The sequence below is a fragment of the Mesorhizobium sp. M0077 genome (assembly GCF_040322955.1).
Classification (GTDB): Bacteria; Pseudomonadota; Alphaproteobacteria; order Rhizobiales; family Rhizobiaceae; genus Mesorhizobium.
Genome location: NZ_JAMYUL010000004.1, coordinates 184,148 through 206,009, shown reverse-complemented (window position 1 = coordinate 206,009; position 21,862 = coordinate 184,148). Strand labels below are relative to the sequence as shown.

Sequence of the window (21,862 nt, the reverse complement as noted above, 5' to 3'; positions counted from 1 at the left end):
CGATCTGAAGATTGCAGCAACAAGTCCGAACAGCCGCCAGACCTGGCGGCTTTTTTGTATCAGCCGGCAGGTCTCCCTAAAAACAGGAGCAGAAAGCCGTGTTGACCACCACAGACGATCTTCGGGTCAAGGAAATCCGAGAATTGAGCACGCCGGACGAGGTGATGCGGGAGATCCCGCGCACGCTGACGGCAACGCGCACCGTGAGCGCATCACGCAACGCCACCCATGCCATCTTGAACGGCACCGACGACCGGCTGCTTGTCATCGTCGGCCCGTGTTCGATCCACGACCCGGTCGCGGCCGTTGACTATGCCAGCCGGCTAGTGGCGCTGCGCGAGACCCTGTCCGACCGGTTGGAGATCGTCATGCGGGTCTATTTCGAAAAGCCGCGCACGACTGTCGGCTGGAAGGGCCTTATCAACGATCCCGATCTCGACGGCAGCTTCAACATCGACAAGGGGCTGCGGATGGCGCGCAACGTGCTGTCGGCGGTCAACAATCTCGGCCTGCCCTCGGCCACCGAATTTCTCGACATGACGACGCCGCAATACATTGCCGACCTCGTCGCCTGGGGCGCCATCGGCGCGCGCACCACCGAGAGCCAGATCCACCGCGAACTGGCTTCCGGCCTGTCCTGCCCGGTCGGCTTCAAGAACGGCACCGACGGCAATCTCAGGATCGCCGCCGAGGCGGTGAAATCCGCCGCCCAGCCGCATCATTTCATGGCGGTGACCAAGGGCGGACGCAGCGGCATTGCGACTACTACCGGCAATGAGGACTGCCACGTCATCCTGCGCGGCGGCGTTCAGCCGAATTACGATGCGGCGAGCGTCGAGGCAGCCTCGGCCGAACTCGCCCGCATCGGCGTTGCACCCCGGCTGATGATCGACGTCAGCCACGCCAACTCGGCCAAGAAGCCGGAGAACCAGCCCAAGGTGGCGGCGGATGTCGCCGGTCAGGTCGCGGCGGGCGACGAACGCATCATCGGCCTCATGATCGAGAGCAATCTCGTTGCCGGCCGTCAGGATGTCGTGCCCGGCAAGCCGCTCGTCTATGGCCAGAGCATCACAGATGGCTGCATCGACTGGGCGACCACAGAGACGGTGCTCCACGGCCTCGCCGGCGCCGTAGAATGGCGCCGCTCAGCCCGCCGCGCCATGATGGAGAACCGGCCGGGCGCCGCCTGATACGAGGCGATGCGCGGGAAGGACGCTGCGGCTCCCCTTGCACCCCGGCAACCGGTCTGCTAAATACTGAACCATATGGTTCAGTATACAGACTTGGATTCCTCGTTCGCCGCGCTCTCGGACGCCACCCGGCGTGGCGTTCTGGAGCAGCTCGGACGCGCAGACGCTTCGATCACCGAGCTTGCCGGAAAGTTCCACATGACCCTCACGGGCATGAAGAAGCACGTCGGCGTCCTGGAGCAGGCGGGGCTCGTCACCACGCAGAAGGTTGGCCGCGTGCGGACCTGCAAGCTCGGCCTGCGCGGACTGGAGGAAGAGGCGGCCTGGATCGAGCGGCACCGCCTGCTCTGGGACGCACGCTTCAACGAGTTGGACAAGGTTGTCGAGGAATTGAAACGGAAGGAGAAAGCCGATGCACCAAAGAACCGAGAGTGAGCCCACGAACAGCCGCACCACGGTCGAACGGAAGTCCGAACGCGAGCTGGTCGTCACGCGAACAGTCAACGGTCCGGCGCGCATCGTGTTCGAGGCGTGGACCAAGCCCGAGCTGTTCAAGCAGTGGTGGGTGCCGAAGTCGATGGGCATGTTCCTGCGTTCCTGCGAGATGGATGCTCGTACCGGAGGCACGTACCGCCTGGTGTTCGGCCACGACGCCTCGGACCTTCACGAATTCTTCGGCAGGTATATCGAAGTGACACCCCACTCACGCCTCGTCTGGACCAATGAGGAAGGTGGTGACGGTGGACCCGTCACCACGCTGACCTTCGAGGAAAAGGGTGGCAAGACGCTGCTGGTCATGCACGAACTCTATCCCTCGAAGGAGGCTCTCGACGCGGCCGGTACCGGGGCGGCGGATGCGATGGGCGAGACGTTCGAGCAATTGGACGAGCTTCTCGTCGTCTTGGGCGAGGGCGTGAGGCGGTCATGACGTCACCGGTCTCGCGGACGGGGTAGCTGCCGCCCTCGACGACGAAAAGACCGGGACAGTGATCCGCAAGCGCCGCGCCGAGGCGAAGAAACGCGGCGTCATCGCTTGATCGGGATCACGCCGCCCTCAACCCCTCCCATGCCGTAAACACCGAGACCGCAAACAGCAGCAGTCCGGCCGCCCGGCCCGCAAAAGCGGTCGCCCGCGGATTGGCCACCAGCAGATTGCGGCTGCGGCCGGCGGTGATGGCGAGCCCGCCATAGATGGCGGCCTGCGTCAGCATCGTCAGCAAGCCCATGACCGTCGCCTGAATCCAGATCGGGCCGTAATCCGGCTTCAGGAACTGCGGATAGACGGCAAATATGAAGAGATAGGCCTTCGGGTTGATCAGGCAGGTCACCAGTCCCTGGCGAAAGGCCTTCCAGGCCGTACGGCTGCCGGCGGGCCCGTCGTGGCCGACGGTGATGGAACTGCGCATCAGCGAGATGCCGATGAAGGCCATGTAGGCGGCGCCGGCTATCAGCAGCGGCTTGTACAGGATCGGCACGAAATGCATCAGCAGGCCGACGCCGATGGCGCCGTTCAGCGTGTGCACGATGCCGCCGACCATGATGCCGCCGGTGGCGGCGAGGCCCCGGTCGCGGCCGCCGGTGAGCGCGTTGGCTAGCACGAACAGCATGTCCATGCCGGGCACGATGATGATGCCGGACAGCAGGATAAAGAACAGCCAGAGATTTTCCGCGTAACTCATGTCAGTTGCTTGTCACTTCCTGCTGGGGTGCCGTTGAGGAATTTGTTGATTTTCAACCCGATAGGCAGTCCAATAAATCATCCCAACTGACGGGGATGTGTCAGTAGCGTTCATCAGGGAGAGGAAATGCGCAAGGCGTCGCGGCTGTTCGAGATCATCCAGATCCTGCGGCTGGCGCGGCAGCCGGTGACGGCGGCGATGATCGCCGGGCAGCTGGAAGTCACGGTGCGTTCGATCTATCGCGACATCGCCGCACTGCAGGCGATGCGCGTGCCGATCGAAGGCGGGCGTGGCATCGGCTATATATTGCGGCCCGGCTTCGACCTGCCACCGCTGATGTTCTCAATCGAGGAGATGGAGGCGATCGTCCTGTCGCTCGCCCTGCTGGAGCGCACGGGAGACAGCGAACTCAAGCAGGCGGCCAAGCGCGTCAGCGCCAAGATCGCCGGCGCCGTGCCGCCGCCACTACGCCAGGCGTTCGACGCCAACGCACTGCATGTCTGGGGGTTCGCTGCACCGGAAATCGGCACCATCGATCTGGCGCTTGTGCGCCGCGCCATCCGCGACGAGGAAAAGCTCGACCTGTCCTATCGCGACGAAATCGGCCGCGCCTCCGAGCGGCTGATCCGTCCAATCGCGCTGATCTACTATTCAGAAACCGCCAACATCGTCGCCTTGGTGTGAACTGCGCCAGGCCATCCGCAATTTCCGCAGCGACCGCATCGAGGCTTGCCAGCCGACCGGACGGCGCTTCAAGGGCGAAGGCGATCGCCTGCGGCAGGTCTGGGTCAATGGCTGGGAGGCGAACGCTGTCGCTGGCGGCTGAAGCGAGCGGATCTTACCGCACATCCACCCAGCGCTTCTCCTCGAACGACCTCGCCATCGCGTGCACGGTGCGCTCGATCTCCAGCCCGTCGGCAAATTCGATGACCCGTGCCGGCTTGCCGGCAAGCCGCGTCAGCAATTCGTGGCACTCGATGATCTTGAGGTCGTTGAAACCGAGCCCATGGCCCGGCGCCGGGAGGAAGGCGTCGTAAGGCTTGTGGTGCGGCGCCACCAATATGGTGCGGTAGCCCTGTTCGGTCGGGCGATCGGCGGTGACGTAGAGCTGGATTTCGTTCATCCGCTCCTGGTCGAACAGGATCGATCCCTTGGAGCCGAAAATCTGGATGGCGATGCGGCCCTTGCGGCCCCAGGCCGAGCGGTTGACCAGCAGCGTGCCGGCAATGCCGTTTTCCAGATGCATCAGCACGCTGGCGATGTCGTAGGTCTCGACGGCGCGGCGGCCGCCGCCGGCCAGCTTGCGGTCGGCATAGGGCTTGGCCATGTCGCAGATGACTTTTGCGACGCGGCCGAACAGTGTCGAGACCAGCGACAGCGGATGCACGGCGAAATCGTCGAGCGCGCCATAGCCGGAAGCAGCCTCGTGCTTCCAGAAGAACAGCGCTTCCGGGTCGGCCATGAAGTCCTCGTCCATCTCGATGCGCAGATGGTTGACCTCGCCGATGATCTTTTCCTCGAGCAGCGCGCCGATGTGGCGGATGGCCGGGCTCTGTATGTAGTTGTAGCCAAGCGCTGCGACCTTGCCGGACTTCTTCGCCGCGGCCGCCATCGCCGCTGCTTCGGCAAAGCTCGGCGCCATCGGCTTCTCGCACCACAGATGCTTGCCGGCTTCGAGAATAGCGATGGCCATCTCCGGATGGAACTGATTGGGCGTGGTCAGCGAGACGATATCGACCTCGGGGTCGTTGACGACGGCACGCCAGTCGCCCGACGCCTTGGCGAAGCCGAACTCACCGGCCTTGCGCTTGGCCAGCTCCTCGTTGACCTCGCCGAGATGGACCAGCTTCGGCTTGGCGACATCGGGAAAGACGGCGCCGACGGCGCTCCACGCAATGGCGTGGCATTTGCCCATGAAACCCGTGCCGATAAGACCAACGCCGACCATTTCTTTCTCCCAATACCTGAAGCGATCGATGGATGAATTAGTCCATTTCTTCTCCGAATGGAATGTCTGCCTCATTTTTTATGGCCTTCTTGCGCAGGCTCGCTATGATGGGGCAGAGAGGACGTCACTTGAGTTAAAGAGAGCATGATGTCGCCCGAAAACCGCTGCACACTTTTCGGCATCATGCTCTAGATGAGCTTGGACGGGGCGACGATGGACGAACGGGTACCTCGCGACTTCGAGACGCTGCGCGCCACGATCCTCGATCGCCGTGAAACCTTGCCCAAGCGCATCGCCCAGATCGCCGCCTATGCGCTCGACAATCCCGATGACATCGCCTTCGGCACCGCCGCCAGCATCGCCGCTTCGGCGGGCGTGCAGCCGTCCACCTTGATCCGCTTTGCCCAGCAACTAGGCTTTGACGGCTTCACCAGCCTGCAGCAGGTGTTTCGCGAGCGGCTGCGCGAGCGCAATTCCTCTTATGACGAACGCCTGCAGGCGCTGCGCGCCAAGGCCGATGCGGGTGCTGGACACCGAGCCATCTTCGACGGCTTCGTCGCCGCCGCCAGCACTTCGCTCAACGATATTTCGCGAACGCTCGACGAGGCGCATCTGGAAGACGCGATCTCGCTGCTGGCCAAGGCCGAGACCATCTATGTCCTGGCCAAGCGGCGCTCCTACCCGGTGGCAAGCTATATCGCCTATGCCTTGGGCAAACTGAAGATCCGCAACCAGCTGATCGAATCCGCCGCCGGCCTCAATGCCGAAATGGTCGCCTTCGCCACCCCGGCGGACGCCGTCATCGCCATCAGCTTCTCGCCCTACGCACCGGCCACCATCGAGGAAGCCCGCACCATTTCCGAACAGGGCGTGCCGATCATCGCCATCACCGACAGTTCGTTTTCGCCACTAGCTCAGTTCGCCAAGGTCTGGTTCGAGGTTGCCGAGGCCGATTTTGCCGGCTTCCGCTCGCTGTCGGCCACCATGGCGCTGGCCATGGCGCTCACCGTCGGCGTCGGCGAGAAGCGGCGCAGCACGGGCAAGAAGCGTAAGGCCTAGGCCGGCGCCCGGCGCTCGAATTCGCAGAGGAATGCTCATTCCATATTGACTATGGATTGGAATTATTATTTCATATTCCCGGCGCCACGCTGCCGCTCGCGCGTGTCCCCCAACTACGTTGCTCAAGACAACAAGACCGACGGGAGGTTCCAATGAGCGAAGCCGTGGACGCCAAACAGGCGACGCTCGATGTCATCACCATCGGTCGCGCTTCCGTCGACCTTTACGGCCAGCAGATCGGCTCGCGGCTGGAGGACATCACCTCCTTTGCCAAATCGGTCGGCGGCTGCCCGGCCAACATCTCGGTTGGCACGGCGAGACTAGGCCTGCGCTCGGCGCTGCTCACCCGCGTCGGCGACGAGCAGATGGGCCGCTTCATCCGCGAGCAGCTGCGGCGCGAAGGCGTCAATGTCGACGGGCTGAAGACCGACAAGGAACGGCTGACGGCTCTGGTGCTGCTTTCGGTCGAGAGCGAAGGCGTCTCGCCGATGATCTTTTATCGCAGCGACTGCGCCGACATGGCGCTCGCCGAAGAAGACATCGATGAAGCCTTCATCGCCTCGGCCCGTTCCATCGTCGTCACCGGCACGCATTTTTCCCGACCCAACAGCGACGCCGCCCAGCGCAAGGCGATCCGCATCATCAAGGCCAGGGGCGGCAAGGTGGTGTTCGACATCGACTACCGCCCCAACCTCTGGGGCCTTGCCGGCCACGCGGAAGGCTTTGAGCGCTATGTCAAATCCGACCGCGTCTCGGCCCAGCTGAAGACGGTGCTGCCCGATTGCGATCTCATCGTCGGCACCGAGGAAGAGATCATGATCGCGTCGGGTGCCGACGATTGCCTGAGTGCGTTGAAGACGATCCGCGCGCTGTCCAAGGCGACCATCGTACTGAAGCGCGGCGCCATGGGCTGCATCGTCTATGACGGGCCGATCAGCGACGATCTCGAGGACGGCATCGTCGGCAAGGGCTTTCCGATCGAGATCTATAATGTGCTGGGCGCCGGTGACGCCTTCATGTCCGGCTTCCTGCGCGGCTGGCTGGGAGGCGAAGACCACGCGACGGCGGCGACCTGGGCCAATGCCTGCGGCGCCTTCGCCGTGTCGCGGCTGCTCTGCGCGCCGGAATATCCGACCTTCGAGGAGCTGCAGTTCTTCCTCAAGAACGGCAGCAAGCACTTAGCGTTGCGCAAGGACGAGGCGATCAACCACATCCATTGGGCGACGACCCGCCGCCGCGATATCCCCTCGATGATGGCGCTCGCCTGCGACCACCGTGTGCAGCTTGAGGACGTCGCGGCAAAGACCGGCGCCGATCCGGCGCGCATCCGCGATTTCAAGGTGCTGGCGGTCAAGGCTGCGGCGAAAGTCGCCGCCGGCCGCGACGGCTATGGCATGCTGATCGACGAGAAGCATGGCCGCGAAGCGATGTTCGAATTCGCCCGCCACCCCTTTGCCTGGCTCGGCCGTCCCGTCGAACTGCCGGGCTCGCGGCCGCTGCGCTTCGAGTTCTCGCAGGACATCGGCTCGCAACTGGTGGAATGGCCGGTCGACCACTGCATCAAATGCCTGTGCTTCTATCACCCCGACGATCCGGCAGCGCTCAAGGAAGAGCAGCAGCAGAAGCTGCGCTCGCTGTTCGAAGCCGCGCGGAAGGTCGGCCGGGAGCTTCTGGTCGAGATCATCGCCGGCAAGCACGGCAAGCTCGATGACACGACGATCCCGCGCGCCCTGGAAGAACTCTATGCGCTTGGCATCAAGCCGGACTGGTGGAAGCTCGAACCGCAGGCGTCGGCCGGCGCCTGGGCCAAGATCGAAGCGGTGATCCTGAAGCATGATCCCTGGTGTCGTGGCGTCGTGCTGCTGGGTCTCGAAGCGCCGCAGGACGAACTGGAAGCGGCCTTTGCCGCCACCGCCAAGGCGCCGATCGTCAAAGGCTTTGCCGTCGGCCGCACCATCTTCGTCCACGCCGCCGAACGATGGCTGGCAGGCAAGATGACGGATGACCAGGCTATCGCCGACATGGCCGCGCGCTTCGAACAGTTGACCGAAGCGTGGCTTGCCGCGCGTGGCCGTAAAGCAGCATAAAGGCGCGGCAAGAGGACTGCGGAGGAAAACACCATGAGCAAGACAATCCGCCTGACGATGGCGCAGGCGCTGACCCGCTTTCTGAGCAAGCAGATGACCGAGATCGACGGCAGAAGAGTGCCCATCTTCGGCGGTGTGTGGGCGATCTTCGGTCACGGCAATGTCGCCGGCATCGGCGAGGCGCTGTACCAGCTGCGCGACGAATTGCCGACCTTCCGCGCCCACAATGAGCAGGCGATGGCGCATGCGGCGATCGCCTATGGCAAGGCCAATTTCCGCCGCCGCTTCATGGCCGCGACCTCTTCGATCGGCCCCGGTGCGCTCAACATGGTGACGGCGGCGGCGCTCGCCCACGTAAACAGGTTGCCCGTCCTGTTTTTGCCGGGCGATGTCTTCGCCAACCGCATCCCCGATCCGGTGCTGCAGCAGGCCGAGGACTTTTCCGACGGCACCGCGACGGTCAATGACTGCTTCCGTCCGGTGTCGCGCTATTTCGACCGCATCACCCGTCCCGAGCAGATCATCCCGGCATTGGCGCGGACCATGCAGGTGCTGACCGATCCGGCGGAATGCGGCCCGGTGACGCTGTCGCTCTGCCAGGACGTGCAGGCCGAGGCCTATGACTATCCCGAGAGCTTTTTCGCCGAGCGCGTCTGGCACCAGCGCCGGCCGCGTCCGGACCGGCATGAATTGGCGGCGGCGGTCACCGCGCTGAAGGGTGCGAAAAAACCGCTGATCATCGCCGGCGGCGGCGTGCTGTATTCGCAGGGTTCGGATGAACTGGCGAAATTCGCCGAGAGCGCCGGCATTCCGGTCTGCGAAACGCAAGGCGGCAAATCCTCGCTGCCCGACACACATCCGCGCAACATGGCGGCGGTCGGCGTCACCGGCACGTCCGCGGCCAACCGGCTGGCGGAAGAAGCCGATGTCGTGCTCGCCATCGGCACCCGGCTGCAGGATTTCACCACCGGCTCATGGGCGCTGTTCAAGAATTCCGGCAAGACCATCATCGGACTCAACGTGCAGCTTTTCGATGCCGGCAAGCATCGTGCGCTGCCGCTGGTCGCCGATGCGGCCGAAGGGCTTGTCGAACTGGGTGCGGCGTTGGGGAGCTGGAAAGCACCGGCGACATGGACCGACAATGCGACCCAAGGCAAGAAGGCATGGCAGGCCGAAGCCTCCAAGGTGACGGCGTCGACCAACGCCGCCTTCCCTTCGGACGCGCAGGTGATCGGCGCCGTGCAGCGCGCGCTGGGGTCCGGCGTGACCTTGCTGAATGCGTCGGGCGGCCTGCCGGGCGAGCTGCACAAGCTCTGGCAGGCAGGCGCGCCCGGCTCGTACCATGGCGAATATGGTTTCTCGACCATGGGTTACGAGATTGCCGGCGGGCTCGGCGCCAAGATGGCCAAGCCCGATCAGGAGATAGTCGTCATGGTCGGCGACGGATCCTACCTGATGATGAATTCGGAGATCGCCACCTCGGTGATGCTCGGATTGAAGCTGATCATCGTGGTGCTCGACAACAGGGGATATGGCTGCATCAACCGGCTGCAGATGGCCACCGGCGGCGCCAACTTCAACAACCTCCTGAAGGACGCGCGCCACGAGATCTTGCCCGACATCGACTTCGCCGCGCATGCGGCCAGCATGGGCGCTATTGCCGAGAAGGTGCCGTCGATCACCGGCCTGGAGACCGCGCTGCAAAAGTCGAAAACCAACGACCGCACCACCGTGCTGGTCATCGACACCGACCCGCTGATTTCCACCGATGCCGGCGGCCATTGGTGGGATGTCGCGGTGCCGGAAGTCTCCGCACGGCCGCAGGTCAACGCAGCCCGCAAGGCCTATGACGAAAAGCGGCAGATGCAGACAATCGGCGATTGATGTACATGCACCCGCCCCCTACCTCCCCTTGTGGAGGTCGGACCGAAGGTCCGGTGGGGGGGCTCGCGCCGCACCCCGCCCCGCTGCTTCGCAGCGACCCTCCCCACAAGGGGGAGGGTGAACAAGAAACCGGAGCTAAAACTTGAAAGCCAAACTGGGCATGTCCCCCATTGCGTGGTGGAACGACGATCTTGCCGAACTCAGCGACGACGTCTCGCTGGAAGAGTGCCTGCGCCAGTCGCGCTCGGCAGGTTTCACCGGCATGGAAATGGGCCGGCGTTTTCCAAACGACCCCGAAATCATGCTGCCGATCCTGAAGCAGGCCGACGTGACGCTGTGCGGCGGCTGGTTCTCCGGCACCCTGGTTGATGAGGACATGGGCAAGAACAAGGATCGCATCCAGCCGATGATCGACCTGTTCAAGGCGGTTAATGCGCCTTGCATCGTCTATGGCGAGGTCGGCCGCTCGATCCAGGGCGATCGCTCCAGGCCTCTCGCCACCAAGCCGAAATTGTCGAATGACGAGATGAGGGCCTATGCCAGGCGCCTCACCGAGTTCGGCGAATGGTGCGCAGAGCAAGGCATGCCGCTGTCCTATCACCATCACATGGCGGCGGTGGTCGAGACCGAGCCGGAGCTCGATGCCTTCATGCGCCATTCCGGCGAAGGCATTCCGTTGCTGCTCGATGCAGGGCATCTCGCCTTTGCCGGTGGCGACGTGCTGCGCGCCATCGACAACCACCACAAGCGCATCAGCCATGTCCATGTGAAGGATGTGCGCATGGGCGTGATCGACGGGCTCGACCGCACAAAGCAGTCCTTTCTCGACGCCGTGGCGCTCGGTGCCTTCACGGTGCCTGGCGACGGTTCGCTCGATTTCGGCGCCATCGTGCAGCGCTTCGCTGACCATGGCTATGAAGGCTGGTTCGTCGTCGAGGCCGAGCAGGACCCGAAGAAGAACCCGCCGCTGAAGATGGCGCAGGTCGGCCACAAGGAATTGATGCGGGTGATGACGGCGGCCGGCTACACGGTCGAGACGCAAGGCTTTCCCAATGCCTGAGGCGATCCGATGAAGGATTACGAGCACCCGTTCTTCCGGCCGCTGTGGCGGCGCGTTGCCGTCGTCGCCGTCTGCGTGATCTGGGCCGGAATAGAATTCGCCTCCGGCACCCCATTCTGGGGCATCATTGCGCTCGGCTTTGCTGCCTACGCGGTGTGGCAGTTCTTCTATCTTTACAAGCCGGTGGAGGAGAGCAAGGCTGCGCCTGATCGACCGAAGACCGGCGAAGCGAAGGCGGACGCCGAACCGAAGGAATGAAGCGGCCGTGGCTCGGAAGGGCTTGCGGGTCGGACACTGGACACCTGGCGTATCGCCTACGTCGGTGATTGGCCGGAACGTTCCTCGCTTCGTCATCCTAGGGTCTTCGCGACGGAGCTTCGCTCCTGCTTCGCCCTAGGATGACGAAGTTGAGAGGCCGACCTCGAAGACTTGCGATAGGAGACAAAACATGTCGAAACTGCTCGTCAAAGCCGACAAGGGCCATGGCCGCGTCGCGCATGTCACGCCCAACAGCGCCGGCTGGACCTATGTCGGCTTCGACCTGCACCGTTTGAAGCCCGGCGAAAACGCCTCGGGTAAGACGGGCGGTCGCGAAGTCTGCCTGGTGTTCGTCACCGGCAAGGGCACGGCCAAGGCCGGCGGCCGGGAACTTGGCCTGCTCGGCGAGCGCATGTCGCCCTTCGAGGGCAAGCCGTGGTCGGTCTATATTCCTGAGGGGTCGGATTGGTCGGTCACCGCCGACACCGATCTCGAGCTCGCGGTCTGCTCGGCGCCGGGCCTGGGCGGCGGCTTGCCCGTTCGCGTCATCGCACCCGACGACCTCGGCCAGGAGACTCGGGGCAAAGGCACCAACACGCGCTACGTCACCAACATATTGCCCGAGGGCAAGCCCGCCGACTCGCTGCTGGTGGTCGAGGTCATCACGCCCGGCGGCCACACATCGAGCTACCCGCCGCACAAGCACGACCAGGACAATCTGCCGGCCGAATCCTATCTTGAGGAAACCTACTACCACCGCCTCAACCCGCCGCAGGGTTTTGCCTTCCAGCGCGTCTACACCGACGCCGACAAGACCGGCGCCCGCGAGCTGGACGAAGCCATGGCGATCGAGGACGGCGATGTTGTGCTGGTGCCCAAGGGCTATCACCCCTGCGCCGCCTGCCACGGCTACGACCTCTATTATCTCAACGTCATGGCCGGGCCGAAGCGGACGTGGAAGTTCCACAACGCGCCCGAGCACGAATGGCTGATGAAGGCCTGATCGGCCTTCGCTTGCGGCGGAAGCTGTCGGTCCAGCAGGAAAAAATCGTCGGCTAAGGACCTGCGGGGTCGATTTGCCTTCGAAAACCCGCATAAGCTTCGTCAATCCGTCATGGAAATCACCTATGGCAGCGGGCTGACGAGGATTTTTTTCGATGCGCTACGCCATTTATTTCACCCCGAGGCAGGACGAACCGCTGGCGCGGATCGCCGCCAACTGGCTGGGTCGCGACCCCTTTGGCGCCGCCACCAGGCCGGTCGAGGCGGTGGGCGAGCTGTCGGCGGCCGAAGTCGCTTTTCACACCGCATCGGCGCGGCGCTACGGCTTTCATGCGACGCTGAAAGCGCCCTTCCGGTTGGCCGCCAACGAAACCGAAAGCTCGCTGCGCGCGGCGCTGGACGCCTTTGCCGAAGCAACGCCGACGGTCACCATCCCGCGCCTGGTCGTCAGCCAGATCGATGGTTTCTTCGCTTTGGTGCCGGAAGGCCCGCTGCCGCCGCTCAACCGTTTCGCCGACGATGTCGTGCTTAGCTTCGACCGTTTTCGCGCGCCGCTCACCGAGGCCGAGATCGAGCGGCGCAGCCCGGATTCGCTGAAGCCGGCCGAGTTCCGCAATCTCTGCCAGTGGGGCTATCCCTATGTGTTTGAGACCTTTCGCTTCCACATGACACTGTCCGGCCGGGCCGGGCCGCAGGAAAGCCAACGTCTGCGCGCGGCAATTGACAGCCTGTTCGCCGATGTGCTGCAGCAGCCGGTGCTGGTGGATGCGCTGACGCTGTTCGTCGAAACCGAACCGGGCGCTCCGTTCATGGTGCTTTCGCATCATGCGCTCGGCCGCCGCGCTGCCCGAAAAACCGCCTGACCGCAATTCGTCCGAGTAACCAGGGACCGCCTGAATGACCGCCGAAACTGTTCTCCACAACGCCCGCATCGTGCTTGCCGACGAGATCGTCGAAGGGTCGCTCGTGCTGCGCGACGGTTTTATCTCCGGCGTCGACGCCGGCACCGGCCACACCGGCGGGAGCATGGGCGGCGAGGACATGGGCGGCGACTACATCATTCCCGGCCTGGTCGAGCTGCACACCGACCATCTCGAAGGCCACTATGCGCCGCGCCCGAAAGTGCGCTGGAACCCGATCGCCGCCGTCCTTGCCCATGACGCGCAGGTGGCCACCGCCGGCATCACCACCGTCCTCGACGCGTTGCGTGTCGGCATGGACGAGGACGCGGATATTACCTCCGACGACATCCGCAAGCTCGCCGGCGCGATCGAGGACAGCGTCGCGAAAGACCGGTTGCGGGCCGACCATTTCCTGCACCTGCGCTGCGAGGTCTCGGCGCCGGATTGCTTGCGGGCTTTCGCCAATTTCGATGGCGACGAGCGGGTCAAGCTGGCCTCGCTGATGGACCATGCGCCGGGACAGCGTCAGTTCGTCAATCTCGAGACCTACGCCCATTACTATCAGCGCAAGCTGAAATTGACCGATCGCGACTTCCAATTGTTCTGCGAAAAGCGGATGTCGGAATCGGCGAAGAATTCGGGACCGAACCGGGTGGCGATATCAGCCGCCTGCAACGAGCGGGGCATTGTGCTGGCGAGCCATGACGACGCCACATCAGGCCATGTCGACGAGGCGATCGAGCAGGGCGTGCGCGTCGCGGAATTCCCGACCACGCTGGAAGCCGCCAAGGCCTCGAAGGATGCCGGGCTCGGCGTACTGATGGGCGCGCCCAACGTCATGCGCGGCTCCTCGCATTCGGGCAATGTCTCGGCCCGCACGCTGGCCGGCGACGGCCTGCTCGACATATTGTCGTCCGACTACATTCCCTTCAGCCTGATCCAGTCGGCCTTCTTCCTCGGCGACGTCGTCGAGGGCATTTCCCTGCCGCAGGCGGTTGCGATGGTGTCGAAGAATCCGGCCGAGGCGATCGGCCTCGACGACCGCGGCGTCATCGAACAGGGCCGCCGCGCCGATCTGGTGCGTGTGCGCGTCGACGACCATGTGCCGGTCGTGCGCACCGTCTGGCGCCAAGGGCGCCGGGTCGCCTGATGGTCTCGGCGTCGATCGAGCGCGAACTCAGCAGCGAGGCCTTTCCGCTCCGCAACGGCGTGTTTGTCGCCGTCGTCGGCCCGAGCGGCGCCGGCAAGGATACGGTAATCGGCTATGCCCGCACCTTGTTTGCCGACGAGACGAGGCTGGAGTTCGTCCGCCGGGTCATCACCAGGCCGAGCGACGCCGCAAGCGAGGATCACGACACGCTGGCCGACGCCGCCTTTGCCGAGGCCCAGGCCGACGGCGCTTTCGCCATTTCCTGGGAGGCGCACGGCCTGCGCTATGGCATCCCGGCCGATGTCGACTGGTCGATAGCCAATGGCCATGTCGCCGTGGCCAATGTCTCGCGCGCAGTCATCCCGGTGCTGCGGGAGCGCTATGCCAATCTGGCTGTCGTCGAGATCACCGCTTCGCCGGAAATCCTCGCCGAGCGTCTCGCCCAGCGCGGCCGCGAATCGCGCGGCGAAGTGCTGGCTCGGCTCGCCCGCAGCGCCAATATCGCTTTGTCCGGCTCCGGCGTCACCTCGATCGACAATGGCGGCCGGCGCGAAGCCGCCGGAGAACGCTTCGTCGAGGTGCTGCGCAAGGCGATGGCCTTCTCGGATATATCCGGCGTGATGTAGCGCTACTCCGCCGCGACAGTCTTCCGGCTGGCATCGAGCATCAGCCGCCTTGCGCGGAACACGCCCCATTGCTGGTCGACCAGCACGCCGATCAGGATCACGCCGCCCATTACCGCGAAGTTGAGCGAGGACGGGATGCCGAGCAGATTGACCAGGTTCTGCAACTCCTGCAGCAGCACGGTGCCCAGGATGACGCCAACCAGCGAGCCTTCGCCGCCGCGCAGCGAGAAGCCGCCGAGAACGGCGGCGGCAATGGCGTAGAGCTCGTAGAACTGGCCGTGGCTGGCCGGCGAGATCGAGCGCGTGTACATGGCGAAATAGATCGCCGACAGCGCCGTCAGAACGCCGCAGATGACATAGGCGGCCATCACGACGCGGCCGGTGCGGATGCCCGAATATTTAGCCGCCTCTTCGTTCTTGCCGATGGCATAGAGGTAGCGTCCGAACACCGAGCGGTGCAGCACCACCCACATGACGATCGAAATGACGATCAGTGCGATGAAACTGTTGGGCACGCCATAGCTGCGGCCCGCGGTGAGGAATTCGAGCTCGGGAAAATTCTGGCCGAAGGCGAAGCCGGCGGTGCCGTCGGCGGTATAGAAACGGGCGACCCCGCGATAGATCAAAAGGCCGCACAGCGTCACCACGAAGGGCTGCAATTTCAGCCTTGTGATCAGCCAGCCATGCGCCAGCCCGATGATGCCGCCCAGCACCAGGATCAGCGGCAGCGCCAGCGGCCATGGCATGTCGCGCACAGCGATGAAATCGATGAACAGCGTGCCGAGCAGCGCCACCAGCGACCCCACCGACAATTCGATGCCGCCGGTGATGATGACGAAGGCCTGGCCGATGGCGAGGATCCCGAACAGGCCGATCAGGTTCGAGGTGTTGGCGAGGTTGATCGGCAAAAGGAAGCGCGGGTTGATGGCGGTCACCACGGCGCCGACCACCAGGATCAGGATCAGCAGGCCGAGATCTTTTTTGCTCATCGTCTTCTCCCCAATGCGCCGGACCGGCAATCGCCTGAAGCCCGCTAGTTTGCCGGCTTGCCGACCGCCAGCAACAGCACGTTTTCCTGGCTGAATTGTTCCTTGTCGAGAATGCCCGAGATCTGGCCCTCATGCATGACGGCGATGCGGTCGGACACGCCGATCACCTCTTCCATGTCGCTGGAAATCATCAGCACGGCGACGCCGGCGTCGGCCAAGGCTCGCATCAGCCCGTAAATCTCGGCCTTGGCGCCGATATCGATGCCGCGCGTCGGCTCATCGAGGATCATCACCTTCGGGTTCATCGCCAGCCATTTGCCCAGCACCACCTTCTGCTGGTTGCCGCCAGACAGCGTGCCGGTTCGCGTCTGCACCGACGGCGCTTTGATGCCGAGATTCGTCTTCTGCTTCTCTGCGGTGGCGGCCTCGGAGCTTGCCGACACCAGTTGACGCTTCGCATGCGCCGGCAGGTTGGGCAGCGAGATGTTCTGCGCGATCGACAGGTCAAGCAAAATGCCGGTCAGCTTGCGGTCTTCCGGAACCAGGAAAATGCCATGCGCGACCGCATCGGCCGCCGAACCCAGTACAAGCGGCTTGCCGTCGAGTTCGAGCCCACCGCCAAGCGTGCTGTCGATGCCGAAGAACACCCGCGCCAGTTCGGTGCGGCCGGAGCCGACAAGACCGGCAAGGCCGAGGATTTCACCGCGCCTGATGTCGAGGTCGACCGGCCGGGCAGGGTAGGCGGGGGTGCGGATGGCTTTGGCCGAGAGAGCCGTGGCGCCCGGCGCCCGCGCCGCCTCGGAGGCCTTCTCGCGCTCCTTCAGCATGCGGCCGATCATCAGCTTGACCATCTGGTCGTGGTTGATGGCGCTCTTCGGCAAGGTGCCGGCCAGCATGCCGTCGCGCAGCACCACGACGCGGTCGGCGACGCGCTCGACCTCATGCAGCCGGTGCGAAATGAAGATGACGCTGATGCCATCGGCCTTCAGCGCCTTGATGACGTCGAGCAGCTTGTCGGTTTCGGCAAGCGGCAGGCTCGATGTCGGCTCGTCGAGGATGACCAGCCGTGCCTTGATCGACAGCGCCTTGGCGATCTCGACCATCTGCTGCTGGGCAAGCGACAGCGAGGCAACCGGCGTATCGGCGGAAAAGTTGGCGCCGACACGCTTCAGCAGCGGCGCCACCATTTCGCGCAGCTTGGCGCGGTCGACCAATCTCAGCGGCCCGCCGCGCAACGGCTCGCGGCCGAAGAAGATATTGGCGGCAACATCGAGGTTTTCGAATAGATTGAGTTCCTGGTGGACGAAGGCGATGCCCGACCCCAGGCTGCCTTCGACGGTGAGCCCGTCATGCGCAACGCCGTCGACGGTGATGGCGCCGCTGTCCGGCCTGGTGACGCCGCCGAGGATCTTCATCAAGGTCGACTTGCCGGCGCCGTTTTCGCCGACCAAGCCGATCACCTCTCCCGGCCTGACCTCCATGGAAAAACCATCCAGCGCCACCACGCCCGGATAGGTCTTGCGCACGTTCTCGAGGCCGAGGAACGGGGTGGTTGCGACGATGGATGGGTCGGAATAATTCATCACGCCATATTTGATCAGGCTTGCCAGCAGCCGGTGGGCTACAGACTGACGGGCCTTGGCCGGCCCGTCAACACGATCGCCGGCTCAAGGCGAACCCTGAGCCGGCGCAACTGCTCGTGGTCTCAGTTTCCGGACATCGCCTTCAGATTGGCGGCATAGGTGTCGACATCGTCCTTACCGATGATCTTGGTCGGGATAATGATCAGGCCGCCTTCCGGAATGCCTGATTTGTCGCCCTTGAGATAGGCGGCCATCAGCTTCATGCCCTGATAGGCCCATTCGAAGGGCTGCTGCACGACGGTCGCCGCCACGGTGCCTTCCTTGACGCCGCCCAGCGTGATCGGATCGTCATCGAAGCCGACGACCGTGATCGAGCCGAGCTTCCCGGCGTCGCGCAGCGCTTCATAGATGCGCGGCGTGTTGTAGGAATAGAAGCCGACCATGCAGGTGATGTCGGGGCTGGCGACCAGCGCGTCCTCGACATTCTTCTTGGCGCGCGCCTGGTCGATGTCGTCGCCGCGCACGTCCACCAGTTCGATCTTGCTGCCGGCGAGGCCGTCCTTCATGCCCTGGATGCGTTCCTTGGCATTGTCGGCGCCGAGCAGGCCGACGAAGCCGAGGCACTTGCCGCCGTCCGGCATCGCCTTCTTGGCGATCTCGGCCGCCTGCTTGCCGGCGTCGACATTGGACGAGCCGATATAGGCGACGCGCTTGGTCTGCGGGGCATCGGAGTCGGTGGTGAACAGCGCCGTTTCCGACGCGATCTTGTTCAGACCGTCGGTCGAGGTCTTGGGGTCGACGGCCGAGACCATGATGCCCTTGACGCCGGCGGTCACCAGATCGTCCATCAGCCGCTGCTGGATGGCGACCGAGGACTGCTCGGGATATTTGAGTTCGAGATTGTAGTCGGGCAATTCGGCCTGCGCCTTCTTGACGCCGGCTTCGGCGGCCTTCCAGAAATCGGAAGCGCCGTTGACGACGAAGGCCAGCGTCGGTTTGTCGTCGGCGCGCGCAATGGCTGTCGCGGTCAGGCCAAGCAGCAGGGCTGCGGTGGCCACGGATGCATGTCGTATCAAGGATTTCATGTTCAACCTCCCGTTTTGGCTCAGTCGTCGGACTGAACCGATCTTGCATTCACTGACTTGCCGCTCGCGATTTGGACGCCCTCCTCCTCAGGGGTTCCCGGCGCTGAAGAATGGCGTCGTCGGTCGCGATCACGGACTTTAGAGACTCATCCCGTGCTCGTAAATAGTCTGATTTGTCTGACATATCACATGTCCGAGACCAGGCTTGCGGAGGCAAACCCCGCTCGCCATCGGGCCATTCACGTGCACTTCTCGCCGCACGGGGTCCCACCTGACCGGACACGGCGGATTGACGTTACAGCGTCGTTTTGTATTAGTAAACACTATTAGCAGAGGTCTCGCGCGGACACTCGGCGTGGCCCTAGGTCTAGTTTGCCCGAACAGGTGCAGCACGGCTTCGCGCAAGCAGATGCCTTGCAGTCCTCGAATTTCACGCGGCCCGAAGCGGCATGGCGGCGAACTTCAAAGCTGCTAATAAAGATAAACGCCTTCGACTATTTCCATTGGTCGACGGCGCCACACCATCTTGTCGGTGTGGCAGGCTTGCGACTAGACAGGCTGGGGATTGGGACGCAATGCCATGAGCGAGACGAGGGATCCGGACGACACGGCGAAGCGGCGCAAGGCGCCGGCGAGAGCCGCCAAGGGCGGCCGCGTCACCATGACCGACATCGCCAGGGCAGCCGGTTGCTCGCAGGCGACCGTCTCTTTCGTGCTCAACGATTCGCCCGGCATCCGGCTGTCGCAGCAGACGCGCGAGCGGGTGATCGACGCCGCGCGCTCGCTCGGCTACGCAGCACCCGCCTTCTCGGCGCTGCGCAAACCTGTTCCCGCCTTCGATGGACTTGACGGTGTCATCGGTTTCGCTGTCGACCAGCTGGCGACAAGCCCGGAAGCCGTTGTCGCCATCGAGGGCGCGCGCCAGGCGTCGTGGAACGCCGGCAATGTGTTGCTCGTGGCGCAGACGATGGGCGACTCCGTCATGGAGCCGCGCGCCATTGCGGCGCTCACCAGGCGCGGCATCTCGGCGCTGGTCTACATGACCATCTTCACCCGCGAGATCACGGCACCGGACTTCCTCTACGGCCTCGACATCCCGGTCATCCTGCTCAACTGCTACACGGCCGATTATGCCTTCCCGGCCGTGGTGCCGTCCGAGATCGCCGGCGGCCAGAACTCGACCCGGCATCTGATCGGCCACGGCCACCGCCGCATCGCCACCATCACCGGCGAGCCGTGGATGCAGGCCGCGCAGGACCGCCTCAAAGGCTACCGCAGGGCGCTCGCCACCGCCGACATCCCGTTCGATCCCGAACTGGTGGTCGAGGGCGACTGGTCGGCGAGCGCCGGCTACGCGGCGACCGTGAAGCTTTTGGCGCTGAAAGAGCGTCCGACCGCTATCTTCTGCCAGAACGACCGCACGGCCATCGGCTGTTACGAAGCGCTGAAGGAGGCGGGCCTGCACATCCCGCAGGACATCTCCGTCGTCGGCTATGACGACGAGGAGATCGCCCGTCACCTGTTCCCGCCGCTGACGACATCGATCCTGCCGCACATGGCGATGGGCCAATGGGCGATCGAACAGCTCGAAGTGCCGCCGCCTGCCGGCCGCGGCCGCTATCCCATCACCAAGCTGGAATGCCCGCTGGTCGAGCGGGAGTCGGTGGCAGCTGTGGCTGGATAAAGCTGAACCAATCCATCCCGATGCAAATCGGGATGGGTCTGTTTGGTGGTTGCGCCTCAGGGCAGGGACTATCCGGGAACGTGCCGCGGTTAGAACCGCAAGACGACAAAGGAGCGCCTGCGATAGCAGCGCCGGCGCAGCCGGCCATGCCGCCAGAACGTGCGGCAGTGCCGTCTCCAGACATGCCGCCTGTGGTGGCGACGATGGTGCCATCGCCGATGCGAGATCTGCTCAACATCGCCAGCGCCTTCGTCGTCATCAAACGAATTGGCATCCTGCTTGTCGAGTTCATCGAGAATGCCGTTACCGACATTGGGAACCCCGGCCACGGCCTCGAGAGGCCGAACCGAGGTAGCAAGCGCCGCGGCCCCCGCAACGCCAAACAATGCTGTCAAGAATGATCGCCGATCCATCAAAACCTCCATCAGCAAGACAAGGCTAACATGACGAGCCTAACACAATGCAGCTAGAGCGGGTGATACAAAAGGCCAGAGGCGAATCTTCGAGCCGGCCCAACCGGGTGACCGGACGGACGGTAGAGGTCAGATTAAGGCCGCAACCGGGCGGCGCGCTTCCTTCGGCTCGGTGACCAAGCCATGCAGAATGCCGCCGATGAAAGCGCACAGCCTGACCGGTTCCGCCTTTCCGCGAAACGCTGAACCGCTCGGCAAAGCTCTCTCCCTAAGAATGCCCGCCACCTTGCGGCATTGGGGCTGGCTGAGAGACTGATGCCCCACGGCACATGCGATGTTGCGGTACTCAGCGCCGCGCCAATATCCGGCAGAGCTCCTTCAGGTCCCGGTCGTAGGTGCCCTTGCCGCTGAGCACGCTGGCGCAGCGTTTCTTCATCTTGGCGATCTGGCCGGCCGACATGGCGCTGATGGCAACCACCGCCGGTCGCGTCGGCACCGCCGGCGTGTTGGGATCCCGAGGGCTGGTGGGCGCGGTCGGTGCGCCAATGCCGACCCCGACCCCGGCCGTCACCCCATTGCCCACCCCGACACCGGCGCCGACCCCGACACCGCTGCCGACGGTTGCGCCGACCCCGACCCCGACGCCCGTGCCCATCGATGCGCCGACGCCGGCCGCAACGCCGCTGGTGCCGCCAACCGTAGCGCCGACACTGGCGGTGGTGCCGCTGGTGCCGCCGACCGTTGCGCCGACATTGGCGCCCTTGCTGCCGCCGACCGAGACGCCGACGCCAAGCCCGCCGCCACTGCCGCCGACCGAGACGCCCACCCCACCGCTGCCGCCGATGCCCACACTGAGCCCGCCCGCGCCAGCCGGAAAGCACAAAGCCACGGCAACAGCGCCACCGGCCAAGGCCTTTGTTAAACTTTTAAAGAAATCCATAATGACGCTCCCCGTGTTGGTTGCCTGGACGCAGGTTGAACAGCATCCGTTACCAATATGATTACGCGAGTGTAGCGTTTTTAGTTTCTGCAAGAATAGGTAGTATTGGGAATCGTTGTTATGGCTTCTTGCGGCGACCGGAATATATATTTTGGAATTGGCGGAAAAAATCGAGGATTTGCGGTTAGACTCGGAACCTTAGACAGGCAGGACGAGTGCTCGCATGCGGGAATTTACCGGGCGCATGCCTCAGGCCATCTTGCGACGCCGCTTCGCTAGGCTGCGGTGGAGAATGGACCCTCGAGAATGGGGCTCGTACTGCA

Annotated in this window: 20 protein-coding genes and 1 pseudogene; 15 read left to right on the top strand and 6 right to left on the bottom strand. The window is 64.0% G+C overall.

What is annotated here, in order from left to right:
* Positions 1-98 precede the first annotated feature (98 nt).
* The 3 genes from NKJ57_RS10750 (at position 99) to NKJ57_RS10740 (ending at position 2,118) form a co-directional block, all read left to right on the top strand.
* On the top strand, positions 99-1,190 hold the full coding sequence (locus tag NKJ57_RS10750) for a 3-deoxy-7-phosphoheptulonate synthase (RefSeq protein ID WP_023732717.1): 1,092 nt from the start codon (positions 99-101) through the stop codon (positions 1,188-1,190).
* 75 nt (positions 1,191-1,265) lie between these two features.
* Entirely contained in the window at positions 1,266-1,625 is a 360-nt protein-coding gene (locus tag NKJ57_RS10745) for an ArsR/SmtB family transcription factor (RefSeq protein ID WP_023672338.1), read from the top strand.
* Complete coding sequence (locus tag NKJ57_RS10740; protein ID WP_023821752.1) at positions 1,603-2,118, top strand: SRPBCC domain-containing protein; 516 nt, start codon at positions 1,603-1,605, stop codon at positions 2,116-2,118. Before NKJ57_RS10745 ends, NKJ57_RS10740 begins: the two co-directional genes overlap by 23 nt.
* 115 nt (positions 2,119-2,233) lie before the next feature.
* On the opposite strand, the gene NKJ57_RS10735 is transcribed toward NKJ57_RS10740, so the two are convergent.
* Entirely contained in the window at positions 2,234-2,869 is a 636-nt protein-coding gene (locus NKJ57_RS10735; protein WP_023821753.1) for a LysE family translocator, read from the bottom strand.
* Between the two features lie 126 nt (positions 2,870-2,995).
* On the opposite strand from NKJ57_RS10735, the pseudogene NKJ57_RS10730 reads away from it, so the two are divergent.
* A pseudogene (locus NKJ57_RS10730) lies at positions 2,996-3,695 on the top strand (helix-turn-helix transcriptional regulator).
* 12 nt (positions 3,696-3,707) lie between these two features.
* On the opposite strand, the gene NKJ57_RS10725 reads toward NKJ57_RS10730, so the two are convergent.
* Positions 3,708-4,817, bottom strand: a complete 1,110-nt coding sequence (locus NKJ57_RS10725) for a Gfo/Idh/MocA family protein (protein ID WP_352510640.1) — start codon at positions 4,815-4,817, stop codon at positions 3,708-3,710.
* Between the two features lie 213 nt (positions 4,818-5,030).
* Between NKJ57_RS10725 and NKJ57_RS10720 the strand changes: the two genes are divergently transcribed.
* From NKJ57_RS10720 to phnN, 9 genes are all read left to right on the top strand, one after another.
* Positions 5,031-5,876, top strand: a complete 846-nt coding sequence (locus NKJ57_RS10720; RefSeq protein WP_023823976.1) for a MurR/RpiR family transcriptional regulator — start codon at positions 5,031-5,033, stop codon at positions 5,874-5,876.
* 152 nt (positions 5,877-6,028) lie between these two features.
* A complete protein-coding gene (locus tag NKJ57_RS10715) occupies positions 6,029-7,963 on the top strand; it encodes a bifunctional 5-dehydro-2-deoxygluconokinase/5-dehydro-2-deoxyphosphogluconate aldolase (RefSeq protein ID WP_352510639.1) in 1,935 nt (644 codons plus the stop codon).
* A gap of 33 nt (positions 7,964-7,996) precedes the next feature.
* Entirely contained in the window at positions 7,997-9,847 is a 1,851-nt protein-coding gene (iolD, locus tag NKJ57_RS10710) for a 3D-(3,5/4)-trihydroxycyclohexane-1,2-dione acylhydrolase (decyclizing) (RefSeq protein WP_352510638.1), read from the top strand.
* A 142-nt stretch (positions 9,848-9,989) separates the two neighbouring features.
* Complete coding sequence (gene iolE / locus NKJ57_RS10705; protein ID WP_352510637.1) at positions 9,990-10,907, top strand: myo-inosose-2 dehydratase; 918 nt, start codon at positions 9,990-9,992, stop codon at positions 10,905-10,907.
* A gap of 9 nt (positions 10,908-10,916) precedes the next feature.
* Positions 10,917-11,165, top strand: coding sequence for a hypothetical protein (locus NKJ57_RS10700; protein ID WP_023672345.1), 249 nt, complete (start codon positions 10,917-10,919; stop codon positions 11,163-11,165).
* A gap of 190 nt (positions 11,166-11,355) precedes the next feature.
* Positions 11,356-12,168 carry a 5-deoxy-glucuronate isomerase gene (gene iolB / locus NKJ57_RS10695; protein WP_352510636.1) on the top strand — a complete coding sequence of 271 codons (813 nt, stop codon included), beginning with the start codon at positions 11,356-11,358 and terminating at the stop codon, positions 12,166-12,168.
* A gap of 154 nt (positions 12,169-12,322) precedes the next feature.
* Positions 12,323-13,030, top strand: coding sequence for a DUF1045 domain-containing protein (locus tag NKJ57_RS10690; protein WP_023741265.1), 708 nt, complete (start codon positions 12,323-12,325; stop codon positions 13,028-13,030).
* A gap of 34 nt (positions 13,031-13,064) precedes the next feature.
* Positions 13,065-14,219, top strand: coding sequence for an alpha-D-ribose 1-methylphosphonate 5-triphosphate diphosphatase (locus tag NKJ57_RS10685; protein WP_352510634.1), 1,155 nt, complete (start codon positions 13,065-13,067; stop codon positions 14,217-14,219).
* Entirely contained in the window at positions 14,216-14,845 is a 630-nt protein-coding gene (phnN, locus tag NKJ57_RS10680) for a phosphonate metabolism protein/1,5-bisphosphokinase (PRPP-forming) PhnN (protein ID WP_352510745.1), read from the top strand. The genes NKJ57_RS10685 and phnN overlap by 4 nt, the downstream gene beginning before the upstream one ends.
* 2 nt (positions 14,846-14,847) lie before the next feature.
* Here phnN and NKJ57_RS10675 read toward each other — a convergent pair whose 3' ends face one another.
* The 3 genes from NKJ57_RS10675 to NKJ57_RS10665 all read right to left on the bottom strand — a co-directional run bounded on the left by NKJ57_RS10675 (position 14,848) and on the right by NKJ57_RS10665 (position 18,502).
* Entirely contained in the window at positions 14,848-15,834 is a 987-nt protein-coding gene (locus NKJ57_RS10675; RefSeq protein WP_023672350.1) for an ABC transporter permease, read from the bottom strand.
* Positions 15,835-15,878: 44 nt separating this feature from the next.
* Entirely contained in the window at positions 15,879-17,417 is a 1,539-nt protein-coding gene (locus tag NKJ57_RS10670; protein WP_352510633.1) for a sugar ABC transporter ATP-binding protein, read from the bottom strand.
* Between the two features lie 122 nt (positions 17,418-17,539).
* Positions 17,540-18,502, bottom strand: coding sequence for a sugar-binding protein (locus NKJ57_RS10665; RefSeq protein ID WP_023672352.1), 963 nt, complete (start codon positions 18,500-18,502; stop codon positions 17,540-17,542).
* A 580-nt stretch (positions 18,503-19,082) separates the two neighbouring features.
* On the opposite strand from NKJ57_RS10665, the gene NKJ57_RS10660 reads away from it, so the two are divergent.
* Positions 19,083-20,186 carry a LacI family DNA-binding transcriptional regulator gene (locus NKJ57_RS10660; RefSeq protein ID WP_031198361.1) on the top strand — a complete coding sequence of 368 codons (1,104 nt, stop codon included), beginning with the start codon at positions 19,083-19,085 and terminating at the stop codon, positions 20,184-20,186.
* 146 nt (positions 20,187-20,332) lie between these two features.
* Positions 20,333-20,587 (top strand): hypothetical protein, encoded by a 255-nt coding sequence (locus NKJ57_RS10655; protein WP_196815243.1) that lies wholly within the window; start codon positions 20,333-20,335, stop codon positions 20,585-20,587.
* A gap of 358 nt (positions 20,588-20,945) precedes the next feature.
* Here the strand turns inward: NKJ57_RS10655 and NKJ57_RS10650 are convergent, their stop codons facing one another.
* Positions 20,946-21,539 carry a hypothetical protein gene (locus NKJ57_RS10650; RefSeq protein WP_352510632.1) on the bottom strand — a complete coding sequence of 198 codons (594 nt, stop codon included), beginning with the start codon at positions 21,537-21,539 and terminating at the stop codon, positions 20,946-20,948.
* Positions 21,540-21,862 lie beyond the last annotated feature (323 nt).